Consider the following 12,844-nt stretch of genomic DNA (forward strand, 5'->3'; position numbering starts at 1 on the left):
ACCTCCCCAACATGCTGAAAAACCACAGGCCAGAGCCTTGCCAAGGCTCGTGCCGATAGTCGGAACAGCGTCGGGAGCAGGATGTGAGCCGTCACCGTGAACAGGCCGTGAAGTTCGGCCCTTATCGGGTTTTTCCAGGCCAGCGCCTGATCGTCGAGAACGACCGGCCCCTACGCCTCGGCCGGCGCGCCATGGACCTGCTCCTGGCGTTGCTGGAGCGCCCCGGCGAAGTGCTGGGCAAAAGCGAGCTGATGGCCCGGGTGTGGCCGGATACCGTGGTCGAGGAGATCAGCCTGCGGGTCCATATCGCGGCCCTGCGCAAGGCCCTGGGCGATGGCCAGGACGGCCAGCGCTACATCATTACCGTGGCCCAGCGCGGCTACAGTTTCGTCGCGCCACTGCTTGCGCAAGAGGAGGATTCCCAGGCGCCGGCGCCGGCCTCGCACAACCTGCCATTGCGCCGCACCCGCCTGATCGGGCGGCAGATGCTGGTCAACCAGGTGCTCGGGCAACTGTCGCGCCAGCGCCTGCTGACTCTCGCCGGCCCGGGCGGGATCGGCAAGACCACCGTGGCCCTGCGCGTCGCCGAGCAGTCGATAGGGCTGTACCGCGACGGTATCCGTCTGCTCGACCTGAGCACGCTCGGCACACCGTCCACCATCCTCGGCAACCTGGCCGGCGTGCTCGGCCTCGCCCTGCCCGACCAAGCGCCGCTGGACGCCCTGTGCGAGCACTTGCGCGGCCGCCACCTGCTGCTGGTGATCGACAACGCCGAACACCTGGTCGATTCGGTGGCCAGCCTCTGCGAGCACCTGCTGCGTGGCGCGCCGCAATTGCAGGTCCTGGTGACCAGCCGCGAAAGCCTGCGCGCCGAGGGTGAGGCGGTACTGCGCCTGGATGCCCTGGAATGCCCGCTGCCCGAGGCTGCCGGGGATCCGGCGCAGGCCTTGAGGTACGGCGCCGTGCAGTTGTTCGTCGAACGTGCCATCGCCAATCAGGAGCAGTTCGAACTCGATGCCGCCAACCTGGCCACGGTGGTCGCCATCTGCCGGCATCTGGACGGCATCCCGCTCGCGCTGGAACTGGCGGCTGCGCAACTGGCGGTACTCGGCCCGGACGCCCTGCTCGCCGACCTGCGCCGCCATTTATTGCCGGGCCAGGGCGATGAACGCCGCCAGCACCTGCTCGGCGCCACCCTCGACTGGAGCTTCCAGTTGCTGGCAGACAGCGAACGCACCGTGCTGCGCCGCCTCAGCGTGTTCCGTGGCGGTTTCAGCCTGGCCTCGGCCATGACCCTGGCCGCCGACGAGCGCCTGGCCCCGGACCAGGTGCGCGATGCGGTGAGCCAACTGGTCAGCCAGTCGCTGCTGAATGTCGATGTCGGCGATGAAGAGGTGTTTTACCGGATGCTCGACACCACCCGCTGCTACGCCCTGGACAAGCTGCAGCAGGCGGGCGAACTGGCCGGGACGCTCAAGCGGCATGCCGAGCGCTGCCTGGCGATCATGCAACAGGCCGAACGGGAGTGGGCCAGGACCAGCCCCGAGCAATGGCTGGAACGTTATTCACGCAGCCTCGACGATCTGCGCGGCGCACTGGAATGGGGCTTCGCCAATGCCGAAGCGGGCCTGCTGGCCGCACGCCTGACCGCCGCTTCGGCTCCGTTGTGGCAAGAGCTGTCGTTGCTGTCCGAGCATGGCCGGCATATCCGCAAGGCCCTGCTGCGCCTGGAAACCGATACCCACCCGGGAAGCAGCCTGGCGATCAACCTCAAGCTGGCCATGGGTACCTTCAGCTACCACGACCACGGCGGTACACCGCAGACCCTCGATGCCTTCGCCAGTGCCGCGCGCCTGGCGCAAGCCAACGGCGACCTGCCCGGCCTGCTCCGGGCGATTTCCGGGAACATGGCGGTGTACCTGAGCCGCGGCGAGTACCAGCACGCCCTGCAACTGAGCCATGACTTCGACCGGCGCGGCCTCGACCACGATCCGCAACTGGCCCTCAGCGCCCAGCGCCTGCGCGGCCTGGGCCTGCACTTCAGCGGCGCGCAGGACGGCGCCCGGCGCGAGTCCGACGCCGCCCTGCAACGCATGGCCCAAAGCGGCCGGCTCAACCGCTTTACCCATGGCTTCGGCGTGCAATACGACCAAAGCGTCGCGGCCCTGACCCTGCAAGCGCGGATTCTCTGGCTGCAGGGCCTGCCCGAGCAGGCGGCCTGCAGCGCCAGCCAGGCACTGCAACTGGCGCAGCAGATCGACCACGGCACCACCCTGTGCTACACCCTCGCCCTTAGCGGCTGCGTCATTCCCTGGTACAACGGCGAACACGCGCTGGCGCAGGAACGGGTGCGCCTGCTGCGCGAGCAGTCGCAGCGCCATTCGGTGGGGCTGTTCCGCGATTGGTCCGAGCACTATGCCTGGGCCTTCGCAATGACTGACGCAGCGCCAGCAGGCCCGGCCGGCGGCCTGATCGGCGACCTGCTCGCCACCCTGGTCCCGGGCCGGGTGGACAGTGCCCTGTTGCAACGGGCGCAGAGCGGTGATGCCGGTTGGGCCAGCGCCGCCCTGCTGTGCGCTTATGCAGCGCAATTGCCCGAAGGTGTTGCCCAGGCGCGCCAGCAAGCCGAGAACCTGCTGCTCAAGGCCCTGGGGCTGGCGCGCAAGCAACGGGCACTGGCCTGGGAGTTGCGCAGCGCCACCGCCCTCGCCGGCTTGTGGCTGGAAGATGGCCGGCCGCAACCGGCGCGGCAACTGCTGGCAGCGGTGCATGGACGCTTCCAGGAAGGCTTCGCCACCGCCGAGCTGCGCCGCGCGCGGCAACTGATGGAGCGCCTGGCGCAACACGAGCCCCAGGTCGGTGGCTACGCCGGTGCCGAGTGATAGCTGGCGGCCGCGTCCTCAAGGTACCAGCGGGTACTGTTGAGCAACCGATAGCGCGCTGATTCCGGGTCGAGCGCCAACATCGAACTGGCGGCCAGTCGCTGCACCGCGCGGGCGGTTACCAACGGACCGAGGCCGACCCTGGAGCCATGGTGCACCGCCTGCTCCAGGCTGAACCCGCGGCCCAGGGCGGCCAGGCAGCGCAGCACGTGCTGCTCTTCACTGCCCAGGCGTTGGAAACTCCAGTCCAGCGCCGCCTTCAACGACTGATGCCGGGCCTCGGCGGTGCGCCGGCCACGATTGAGTACCTGCAAGCCTTCGCTCAACTGCGCGCGCAGGCCGACCAGGGCGAACACCTCGATCTGCGCGGCGGCCAGCTCCAGGGCCAGGGGCAAGCCATCGAGCTGCCGGCAGATGTCGCGAACGGTCTTGAGATCCTGCGGGCGCAGCTGGAAATCCGCCTGCCGGGCCCGGGCACAGCCAACGAACAGACGCACCGCCGCATAGTTCATGAATTGCTCGACGCTGCATGCATCGTCGCCGGGGGGGACCGCCAAAGGCGCTACCGGAACCACGGTCTCGCCGCGCATGCGCAGCGCTTCGCGGCAGGTCAGCAGAAGGCTCACTCCCGGCGCCAGCGCGAGCATGGCTTCGACCAAGCGGCGGCTGAACCCGGGGCAGGCTTCGCAATGGTCCAGCACCAGCAGCAGGCGGCGCTGCTGCAAAAAGGCTGGCAGGCCGCCAAGGGTACACCCAGGGTTCGCTTGCAGGCCCATGTCCTGCAGCAACCCCGCCAGCGCCTCGTCCGCGCATTGCCCGCGGGCAAAATCCAGCAGCCACACGCCATCGCGCCAATGTCCGCCCTGCTCCTGCGCGGCGGCCAGGGCCAGTCGGGTCTTGCCCACGCCGACCGGTCCGGTAAGGGTCACCAGGCGGCGCCGGGCCAGCAACGGCGCCAGGTTCGCCAGCTCCTCGTCGCGACCAACGATGCCGCTCAGGCGGGTGGGCAGGTTGCCCGTCGGCACATCAGGCGCGAGCACGGCGGCATGCTCTGCCGGCAAAACCGGCGCAGCGAAGCGATAGCCCTGGCCGGGCAGGTTGATGATGAAGCCCTCGCCGAGGGCCCGGCGCAGGGCGGCAATATGCACCCGCAGGTTGATGTCCTCGACCACGCTGTCGGGCCAGACCCGGGCCAGCAGGGTGTGCTTGTCCACCACGTTGCCGGCGTGCTCCAGCAACACCAGGAGAATGTCCAGCGCCCTCCCGCCCAGGCGCAGCGGCTGGCCGTCAGCCAACAGCAGGCGTTGTCCGATGTGAACGATGAAGCGGTCGAAGCGCACGGCCTCGACGGCAGTTGAATCCCGGGCCAGCGTACCCAATGGCATCCTCCTCCGACGGCGAAAGTCCTTGTTGTCCATCTTGGCAAGGGATCACGAAGGGACAACCGTGGCGGGGGGCGGTATACGGACAATCGGGGGGTGGGGACGGACATGGATCGATGAGGCCACCAGCCACAACGACGAAAGACGCATGACAAAACCTCCACAACGCTCCGAAAAAACGTTTCAACAGCTTACAATCCCGCCCCATTCGTAATTAAGAAGAAAGGTCCCGTCAGTACATGGCGCTCGATCCCCCTACCATGCTGGTCCTCACCGTCGTTCTCGCCGCGACCGCCGCGCTTTACCTGGCGATCGAATGGGGCAGCGTGCGGGAAAACTCGCTGCTGTTCTGGAGCGCCGGCTTTGCCACCATCACCATCGGCTCGACCCTGGCCCTGATGCGCAGCAGCGGCCTGCTGGTGCTGGGCATCTGGTTCGCCAACGGCCTGCTGGTGACCGCCCACTGGCTGTTCCTCCTGGGTGTGGCGCGCTTCACCGAAACCCGCCTGTCGCGGGCCTGGTACCTGATCTTCGTGCTGTGGGGCGCGCTGCTCCTGCTCCCCGAGGACCAGTGGTGGTCCAAGGTCATGACCTTCTTCAATGCCGGCCTGGTGGGTGTCCTGGCCCTGCGCGCCAGTGCCCTGCTGCGGCCTCACGGCAGGTCCCTCAGCGTCGGCGCCGTGCAGTTGCGCTATGTGATGCTCGGCCACGGCCTGTTCTACGTACTCAAGGCGTGCCTGGCGATGGTTCCCGGGACCCTGCTCGACCTGGCCTCGTTCCGTGGCGAGATCATCCAGATCTCCCTGGTGGAAGGCGCCGTGGCACTGATGCTGATCGCCCTGTCGATGACCGGCAGCGAACGCTACCGCCGGGAAAAACGCATCGCCCGCCTCGCCGCCCGCGACCCGCTGACCACCCTGTACAACCGCCGCGCCCTGGAGGTTCGCGCGCCACGCCTGCTGGAAAACGTCTCGGTGCAGCAGCCAGGCGCACTGCTGCTGATCGATATCGACAACTTCAAGCTGGTCAATGACCTGTACGGCCATGCGGCGGGCGATCGGCTGCTGGTGAGCCTGGGCGAAATGATCCTTGCCGGGTTGCCGGAAGACGCCCTGGCCGCACGCTTGGGCGGCGACGAGTTCGTGATCCTGCTGGGCAATGCCTCCAGCGAGCGCATCGTCGCCCTCGGCAGCACCCTGCGCGAAGGCTTTCGCCAGCAGGCCTCGACCTTCGCCACGCCGGAGCCGGTGACCCTGAGCATCGGCGCCAACCTCTTCGAATACCCGCCGGCCAGCCTGGCGGCGCTGATCGAACAGAGCGATGCGGCGCTGTATGAATCCAAGCGCGGTGGCCGGGACAGTATCCGGCTGGTGGATGCACGCTGATTGCTGATGGCCCCATCGCTGCGATGGGGCCCGAAAGCACCCCGCCGAGTTAGAAGCGGTACTTGGCAGTCACCGTATAGTTACGTGGATCACCGACGAAATTGCCGCCAACGGTGGTCATGATGCTGGAGTAGTAGTCGCGGTCGAAGATGTTGTTGGCGTTCAGGCTCAGGGTCAGGTGCCGGTCGACATCGTAGCTGGCGAACAGGTCGGTCACCGCGTAACCGCCCTGCTCGATGCCCGCGCTGGTGTAGATATCGCTCTGCACATGCAGACCGCCACCGACCTTCCAGCGATTCAAGTCACCCGGCAGGCGGTAGCTGGTGGCCAGCTTGAACAGGTTGAGCGGCAGGTTGGTACCGTAGCGCTCGCCGCTGGACTGGGTGCCGATCGGCGCATAGTCATTGGGCTTGCGGTGCTTGGCGTAGTTGTAGGTGTAGCCGGCCGACAGTTGCCAGTCCGGCAGCACTTCGCCGCTGATCTCGAACTCGACGCCCCGGCTGCGCACCTCGCCCGACGCGCCATAGCAGTCCGGCATGGCACCGCAGGTGGCGGCATCCAGCTGCACCGGCAGGTTTTCCAGGTCGATCTGGAACAGCGCGACACTGGCATTCAAGCGCCCGTCGAAGTACTCCGCCTTGAGCCCGACCTCGTAGTTGCTGCCTTCCTGCGGATCCAGCAGGCCGCCACCGGCGCTGTTGTAGTTCTGTGGATTGAAGATCCGCGTCCAGCTGGCATAGGCGGTGTAGGTGTCGCTGAGGTCGTAGGTGAAGCCCAGGTAGGGGGTGAATTCCCGGGTCGCCTTGTACTCGTCGTTGCCGGTCCAGGTGCCGGAGTGGGTGGTCAGTTCGTAGGCGTACCAGTCCAGGCGCCCGCCTGCGGCCATCTTCAGGGCGTCGGTCAGGCTGAAGCGCGCGGTGAAGTAGACGCTGGACTGGTCGATCTTGCCGTCCCGCGACCAGGCATCGGTGATGCCAGGCTTGGGCACGCCCTTGCCATCGAACGCCAGCGGGTCGAACTCGTAGACGAAGCCCAGGGGCCAGCCGCCAGGGCCGTCGTCGATATCCTGCTGGCGGTAGCTGCCGCCCACCACCAGTTCATGGCTGCGCCCGAACAGTTCGAACGGACCGCTGGCATAGCCGTCGAGGCTGGCCTGGGTGTTTTCGTAGTGGTACTTGCCGAAGCCGAAACCCAGGTCGCGGGAGGTTTCGTCCGGGCGATAGAGGTAGGAACCGAACATGTCCATCTGGCTTTGCAGCGCGGTGGCGGCGAACTTCGCCGTCCAGTCGTTGGCGAAGCGGTGGGTGATGTCGGCGAAGACCGTGCTGCTTTCCTTGTCCCAGTACGACCAGCTCGGGCTCATCCGGGTCGAGCGGGGAATATCGAGGAAGCTGCCATCGGCATTGGTGCCGCGGCCGTTCCAGTCGGCGCCGGGGTTGTTGTCCTGGCTCCAGCTGTAGCCCACGGCGAGCGTGGTGGCGTCGTCGAGGTCGGCTTCGAGCACGCCGTAGAACAGGCTGCGGCGGTTCTGGTAGTCGTCGATATAGGCGTTGCGGTCCTGCAGCGACAGCACGGTGCGCCCGCGCAGGGTACCGCTGGCATTGAGCGGGCCGCTCAGGTCCAGTTCACCGCGGTAGTCGTCCCAACTGCCGGCACCGGCGGTGATGCTGCCCTGGAAGGTTCCGGTGGGCCGCTTGCGCACCAGGTTGATCGAGCCGCCCGGGGAACCCGCGCCCTCCATCAGGCCCGAGGCGCCACGCACCACTTCGACCCGGTCGTACATGGACAACAGACCGGTGGACAGGCTGGCTTCGTCGTAAGCCACCGGAATGCCGTCGACCATCAGGTTGTTCAGCTGGAAGCCCCGGGAGTTGAAGCGCTCGCGCTCGCCGCCCCACTTGGTCAGGGTCAGGCCGGTGGTGTACTTCACCGCATCGCCGAGGGTGGTCATGGCCTGGTCCTCGATGCGCTGGCGGGTCACCACGCTCACCGACTGCGGGGTTTCCCGCGGGGTCAGGGCCAGCTTGGTGCCGCTGCTCATGGTCCCGGTGGTGTAGGAGCCAGTACGCTCGCTGGTGGCGCCAAGGCCGCTGGCATTGATGCTGGTGGCGTCCAGTTGCAGCGCACCGTCGTCGGCCGAAGCCGGGCTGGACACCAGGTAGCTGCCGTCCCCGGTTCTCTGCAGTTTCAACCGGCTGCCACGCAGCAGCCGTTGCAGGGCCTGCTCCACCGTGACGTCGCCACTCAGGGCCGGCGCCTGAAGACCCTCGGCGCTGTCGGTGGCGAACAGGATGCGCGCCCCGGTCTGCCCGGCCAGGGCATTCAGGGCCTGGTCCAGCGGCTGGGCCGGCAGGCTCACGGCATGCCGGGCCTCCTGGGCCTGCAGGCTGGTTGCCAGGGTGATGCTGACGGCCAGCAACGACAGGCGGCGCAAGCGGCGCGATGTGGTGTAGATGCTCATTGGACTCCCCGATAGTGCAGTCGAAAAACGCGTTCTGAATCGACGCTCACAGGGAGTGGCGAATGGGACCGGAAAAATGTTGAGGCCAGGAATGAAAAATATTCTCTTTTCCATCAACGACTGCGGATCGACACCTGGCCATCGGCAGCACGCTCCACATTGATCGGCAGGATCGACGGCAGCAGATCGAGCAGCGGCTCCACCGCAGCACTGTCGAACTCACCGGAAAGCCGCTGGCCGGCAGCCCGGCTGTCGAACAGGTGGATCGGCGCCTGGCGATAGCGTTGCAGGTCGACGATCACCTCGCGCAACGGCGTGCCGTCGAAGCGCAGCTTGCCCTGTTGCCAGGCGATGACCCTCGCCGGGTCCACCGGGGTGACCTGGCCGATCTGCGCGTCCCTGGCCTGCACCTGCTGGCCACCGAGCAGACGCTGTGCAGCGACGGCGGTGCTGGAGACCTCCACCTCGCCGTCCACCACCGCCACGGCGACGCCGCGGCTGTCGCTGCGCACGTTGAACACGGTGCCGATATCGCGCACGGCGATGCCCTGGCTGCGCACGATGAAGGGCTGTGGGCCGTGGGCCACGGTGAAGGTCGCTTCGCCCTGCAGCAGCTCGAACTGGCGGCTGCGCAGGCGGTGCTCGATGCGCAGGTGGCTGTTGCTGTCGAGGACCAGCTGGCTGCCGTCGGCCAGGGTCAGGCGCTCGCGCTGGCCGATGGCGACGCGCACCTCGTCGCTGTAGTACGACGGATCGAAGGCCCAGGCCGCTGCAGCCAGCAGCAACACCGACAGCCCGCCACCGAGGGCGCGCTTGCGTTGGCGCTGGCGGGTGCTCTGGGCCTTGGCTTCGGCAAGCAGGGCTTCGCGGGACGGGACGCGCTCGCGCAGGGCCTGCTCGAAAGGCGTCAGGGCATCGGCGGGTTTGCGGGCGTCTGTCATGCCGTCGCCAGCGCCCGGCGGGCCGGTTCCCACTGGCGGGCGATGGTGTGCATGGCGCGGGAGAAATGCTGGGTGACCATATTCAGGGAAATGCCCAGCTCGGCGGCGATCTCCTTCTGTGGCATGCCGTGAATGCGGTGCAACAGGAACACCTGGCGGGCCCGGGCCGGCAGGCTGTCGACGATGGCCAGCAAAGCATGCAGTTGCTGCTCGAAGTCGAGGCTGGCGGCGCCGTCGAGGTCGTGCACATGCCAGTCGGGGACGTCCGGTGTGAAATCGATCAACGCCGCACGGCTGTTATCGGCGCGGCGGCGGTCGATGGCCTTGTTGAAGGACACCTTGCGCAGGAAGGCGAACGGCAGCTTCACCGGCTGCTGCGGGGGCTTCTCCAGCAACTGCACGCAGACGTCATGCACCACCTCGCGGGCGAACTGGCTGCCCTGGAAGCGCCGGCGGATATAGGCGACCAGATCATCGTAATGCAGCGCCAGGGCCCCGATCAGTTCGGGGTTGGAGGTGGAATCGGGCATGAGCGTCAGGGTATGCGAATGGGAGTGGTTCGCATTATATGCATTAGGGAAGCGTTGCCAAGGCATGTTGTCTGGTGACTGTCAGGGCCTCATCGCCGGCAACGCCGGCTCCCACAGGGTTGGCGGTGCACGCGAACCTGTGGGAGCCGGCGTTGCCGGCGATGAGGCCATCACTATCAACATCACACCAACCCGCTCTCCGAGCACACCAGCATCACCGCCAGCACCAGCATCGCCCCACCCGATACTCGCCCGACCCAGCGCGTCGCCGCTGGCCGCGAGCGCAGCGCCACCCCGGCGCCCAACCCGACCAGCGAATACACCACCGCGCAACTGGCCGTGTAGATCAGCCCCAGCACCACGATCTGCCCGGCGATGCCCAGCCCCGCCTGGGGATTGGTCCAGGGCGGGACAAAGGCGACGAAGAACAGGAAGCCCTTCGGATTCAACCCGCTGACCAGCGCGCCGCGCACGAACTGTCCGAGCCGGCTGGTCGCTCCCGCCTCGGCCCCCGCCTGCGCCACCGGCGGATTGCGCAACAGCCCCACGCCGAGCCAGGCCAGATAGGCCGCGCCCACCAGGCTCAAGCCAGTGACAAAGGTGGTGTTGCCCGCCACCAGCACCTCGAAGCCGCCCGCCACCACCAGCGTCAAGGCGACATAGCCGGCAAGCAACCCGGCCACAGCCGCCATTACCCCCTTGCCACGCAGCCCTTCGGCGATCGCGTAGGCCCAGTCCGGGCCGGGAATCACCACGAAGACCATGGCGAAGCACCAGAAGCCCCACAGCGTCACGGTACTCATTCCAGTGAACTCAGCCATGCAATGCGAGCCCCTTCAACGCCTTGTCCACGGCCTTCTTCGGCCCGCGCAGGGCCAGGCCCACCAGGTTCAGGCTGGACGGATCCTCGGCGAGGAACACCTCGCGATTGGCCGCGTCATGGCCGGTGGCGAACATCGCCTGGACGTAGGGCGACAAGGTCAGGCCGCGCTCCAGGCCGATACGATGCGCCTTCTGCAACCCGGCCAGATCGCCTTCGAAGATCATCATCGGCTGGCCGAACAGCTTGCCGTAGCGGTTGCCGGCGGCATCCACATAGGGCTCGCCCATGACCTCGGGCGCGGCAGCGGCGATACCGGTGGAAAGAAAGGCCACCACATTCAGGCGCTGCCAGATGGCAAGGTCGTTGCGTACGACAATGGCTACTTTGCTATCGAACATCGGGAAAACTCCAAATCAAAGGCGAGGCGCCATGATCGGAGTCGGGAGGCGGGTCAGTCTGTAAGGTTTGTGCACTGTCGGCGATAAGCCGCCGGGGTCATGCGGAAGGCGCGGCGGAACCATACGCCGAGGTGGCTCTGGTCGGAGAAGCCGGTCTGCGCCGCCACTTCCGCCGGTTTCATGCCGCGCGCCAACAGGGCCCGTGCCGTGCGCAGGCGCAGGCGTACCAGGTAGGCGTGAGGCGACTGGCCGAAGGCTTTCTTGAATTGCCGGGTCAGGCGAAACCGATCGACGCCGGAGAAGGTCGACAGCTCTTCGAGGCTGACGTCATAGGCCATCTGCGCGTGCAGGAAATCCCGTGCCCGTTGCAGTTCCTGCGGCGAATCGCGGCGCAGCGAAGCCGGCTTGAGGCAGACATGACGCGCCAGCGTGCCGAGCAGGTGGTCAATGCCCTGGTCTCTTGCCAGCCGCCCCTCGTTGTTGTGCAGGGCATGGAACGCCTGCTGGATCGCGCCGATCAGCTGCGCATCGTCGGTCAGGGTGCTGTGGAAGGCCGCCTGCAGGCTGGACGCATCGCCGATGCCGAGGCGCTCGGTGATGCTGCTGACGAAGGGTTGCGGCAGGTACAGCATGGCGTAGGTAAAGCCCTCGGCCTCCGGGGCATGACCGTCATGCACGGCACCGGGCTCGATCAGGATGGCCCGGCCCGGCGTGCTCACGTGCAGCGAGCGGTGGCAACTGAATTGCTGCACGCCCTGCTGGGTCACGCCCAGCAGCATTTCGTCGTGGTCATGGGGATCGTAGGCATGGCCCTCGAAATGCGCATGGACGCTCTCGATCCCGGTTTCCGCGTCGCGGCGCATGTGCAGCCAGTCGTTGTCGCGGGTGTCGTGTGATTCAACGCTCATAAGGGCCGTCGGGGGTTGAATGGCGGGCTGCGGAGCCGGAGGATGGACGCCTGACTCGTGAAGCTCAAGGAGACCGGAAAAATGCCAGCAGGAAATACAATCTATCTGGATGACCTGGCGGTTGGCGATGTTTTTGTCAGCGAGGAGCATGCGCTGGACGCCGAGCAGATCATCCGTTTCGCTACAGAATTCGACCCACAACCCTTCCATATCGAGGCAGATGCCGCCAAGGAAACCTTCTTCGAGGGGCTCGCCGCGAGTGGCTGGCACACGGCGGCGATCACCATGAAACTGCTGGTACAGAGCCTGCCATTGTCACGCGGGGTGATCGGGGCAGGCGGGGAAATCAGCTGGCCGCGAGCAACCCGGCCGGGGGATGTGCTCAAGGTCACCAGCACGGTGCTGGAGCTGTTGCCGTCGCGGTCGAAGCCGGACCGGGGCTTTGTGGTGGTGGAGTCGTTGACCCGTAACCAGGCAGGAGAGGTTTGTCAGAAGCTGGTTTCGAAGGTGTTGTGTTTCCGCAAGGACAGCTAGCCCTCAAACGACGCGGACCCTGTGGGAGCGGGTTCATCGGAGCGCCGAACCGCCGCGATTGCGGTAGTGAATCCACCATAGCAATCGCGGGTGAACCCGCTCCCACAGGGTCCGCGTCCGCCTTCAGCCGCACACCAGCTTCCCGACCTTACCCCGCCGCCGCTCCAGCAACCGGTCGAAGCCCAGGTTGTACAGGTAGGTATACGGCAGCAGGAACACCAGCAAGCCCACCTCCATCAGGAACGCCTCCACCAGCCCGATCGACAGCCACCACGCTGCCGCCGGCACTACAGCGAGGATCAGGCCGCCTTCGAAACCCAGGGCATGGGCGATCCGTACCCATGGCGTGCGCGTGAAGCCCATGCGCCGTTGCAGCCGGTCGAAGAGGACGTTGTAGAGCATGTTCCACAAGGTGGCGGTGACCGAAATGGCCAGGGTCAGCAGCCCGGCACTCATCAGCGGCTTGCCCATCACCAGGGCGATGGTCGGTGCGCACAGCAGCACGGCGAAGAATTCGAAGCCCAGCGCATGGACGATGCGGGTGAGCAGGGTCTTTTCGGTGGTCATGGGATGACTCCTGGAAAGGTTTGAACCCGGCCA

The 12,844-nt window shown here is 66.7% G+C and carries 11 protein-coding genes; 3 read left to right on the forward strand and 8 right to left on the reverse strand.

Annotated features, from left to right (window positions below):
• Positions 1 to 83 precede the first annotated feature (83 nt).
• Positions 84 to 2,882, forward strand: coding sequence for an ATP-binding protein (locus ACPFMA_RS16725; RefSeq protein WP_425928259.1), 2,799 nt, complete (start codon positions 84 to 86; stop codon positions 2,880 to 2,882).
• Here ACPFMA_RS16725 and ACPFMA_RS16730 read toward each other — a convergent pair.
• Positions 2,864 to 4,261, reverse strand: a complete 1,398-nt coding sequence (locus ACPFMA_RS16730) for an ATP-binding protein (protein WP_425928260.1) — start codon at positions 4,259 to 4,261, stop codon at positions 2,864 to 2,866. The two genes, ACPFMA_RS16725 and ACPFMA_RS16730, sit on opposite strands and share 19 nt — an antisense overlap.
• Positions 4,262 to 4,503: 242 nt before the next feature.
• Here ACPFMA_RS16730 and ACPFMA_RS16735 point away from each other — a divergent pair, with 242 nt between their 5' ends.
• Positions 4,504 to 5,649 (forward strand): GGDEF domain-containing protein, encoded by a 1,146-nt coding sequence (locus ACPFMA_RS16735; protein ID WP_420058844.1) that lies wholly within the window; start codon positions 4,504 to 4,506, stop codon positions 5,647 to 5,649.
• 49 nt (positions 5,650 to 5,698) lie between these two features.
• Here the strand turns inward: ACPFMA_RS16735 and ACPFMA_RS16740 are convergent, their stop codons facing one another.
• The 6 genes from ACPFMA_RS16740 to ACPFMA_RS16765 form a co-directional block, all read right to left on the reverse strand.
• Positions 5,699 to 8,110, reverse strand: coding sequence for a TonB-dependent siderophore receptor (locus ACPFMA_RS16740; protein WP_425928261.1), 2,412 nt, complete (start codon positions 8,108 to 8,110; stop codon positions 5,699 to 5,701).
• Positions 8,111 to 8,223: 113 nt separating this feature from the next.
• Complete coding sequence (locus ACPFMA_RS16745; RefSeq protein WP_425928262.1) at positions 8,224 to 9,051, reverse strand: FecR family protein; 828 nt, start codon at positions 9,049 to 9,051, stop codon at positions 8,224 to 8,226.
• Positions 9,048 to 9,581 carry an RNA polymerase sigma factor gene (locus ACPFMA_RS16750; protein ID WP_064304093.1) on the reverse strand — a complete coding sequence of 178 codons (534 nt, stop codon included), beginning with the start codon at positions 9,579 to 9,581 and terminating at the stop codon, positions 9,048 to 9,050. The genes ACPFMA_RS16745 and ACPFMA_RS16750 overlap by 4 nt, the downstream gene beginning before the upstream one ends.
• A 182-nt stretch (positions 9,582 to 9,763) precedes the next feature.
• Positions 9,764 to 10,402 (reverse strand): LysE family translocator, encoded by a 639-nt coding sequence (locus tag ACPFMA_RS16755; protein WP_425928263.1) that lies wholly within the window; start codon positions 10,400 to 10,402, stop codon positions 9,764 to 9,766.
• Positions 10,395 to 10,802 (reverse strand): DUF2000 family protein, encoded by a 408-nt coding sequence (locus ACPFMA_RS16760; RefSeq protein WP_064304091.1) that lies wholly within the window; start codon positions 10,800 to 10,802, stop codon positions 10,395 to 10,397. Before ACPFMA_RS16760 ends, ACPFMA_RS16755 begins: the two co-directional genes overlap by 8 nt.
• A 53-nt stretch (positions 10,803 to 10,855) precedes the next feature.
• On the reverse strand, positions 10,856 to 11,710 hold the full coding sequence (locus ACPFMA_RS16765) for an AraC family transcriptional regulator (RefSeq protein ID WP_064304090.1): 855 nt from the start codon (positions 11,708 to 11,710) through the stop codon (positions 10,856 to 10,858).
• Between the two features lie 57 nt (positions 11,711 to 11,767).
• Here ACPFMA_RS16765 and ACPFMA_RS16770 point away from each other — a divergent pair, with 57 nt between their 5' ends.
• Positions 11,768 to 12,244, forward strand: a complete 477-nt coding sequence (locus tag ACPFMA_RS16770) for a MaoC family dehydratase (RefSeq protein ID WP_240500657.1) — start codon at positions 11,768 to 11,770, stop codon at positions 12,242 to 12,244.
• A 123-nt stretch (positions 12,245 to 12,367) separates the two neighbouring features.
• On the opposite strand, the gene ACPFMA_RS16775 is transcribed toward ACPFMA_RS16770, so the two are convergent.
• Positions 12,368 to 12,811: a multidrug/biocide efflux PACE transporter gene (locus ACPFMA_RS16775; protein ID WP_064304088.1), complete on the reverse strand. Its 444-nt coding sequence runs from the start codon at positions 12,809 to 12,811 to the stop codon at positions 12,368 to 12,370.
• Positions 12,812 to 12,844: the final 33 nt, after the last annotated feature.

The sequence above is a fragment of the Pseudomonas sp. NyZ201 genome (assembly GCF_049860765.1).
GTDB classification, from domain to species: domain Bacteria; phylum Pseudomonadota; class Gammaproteobacteria; order Pseudomonadales; family Pseudomonadaceae; genus Aquipseudomonas; species Aquipseudomonas bharatica.

Excerpts from the sequence above, each read along its gene's own strand:
- ACPFMA_RS16735 (WP_420058844.1), top strand. The coding sequence starts at position 4,504 with ATGGCGCTCGATCCCCCTACCATGCTGGTCCTCACCGTCGTTCTCGCC.
- ACPFMA_RS16740 (WP_425928261.1), bottom strand. The coding sequence starts at position 8,110 with ATGAGCATCTACACCACATCGCGCCGCTTGCGCCGCCTGTCGTTGCTG.
- ACPFMA_RS16745 (WP_425928262.1), bottom strand. The coding sequence starts at position 9,051 with ATGACAGACGCCCGCAAACCCGCCGATGCCCTGACGCCTTTCGAGCAG.
- ACPFMA_RS16750 (WP_064304093.1), bottom strand. The coding sequence starts at position 9,581 with ATGCCCGATTCCACCTCCAACCCCGAACTGATCGGGGCCCTGGCGCTG.
- ACPFMA_RS16755 (WP_425928263.1), bottom strand. The coding sequence starts at position 10,402 with ATGGCTGAGTTCACTGGAATGAGTACCGTGACGCTGTGGGGCTTCTGG.
- ACPFMA_RS16760 (WP_064304091.1), bottom strand. The coding sequence starts at position 10,802 with ATGTTCGATAGCAAAGTAGCCATTGTCGTACGCAACGACCTTGCCATC.
- ACPFMA_RS16765 (WP_064304090.1), bottom strand. The coding sequence starts at position 11,710 with ATGAGCGTTGAATCACACGACACCCGCGACAACGACTGGCTGCACATG.
- ACPFMA_RS16775 (WP_064304088.1), bottom strand. The coding sequence starts at position 12,811 with ATGACCACCGAAAAGACCCTGCTCACCCGCATCGTCCATGCGCTGGGC.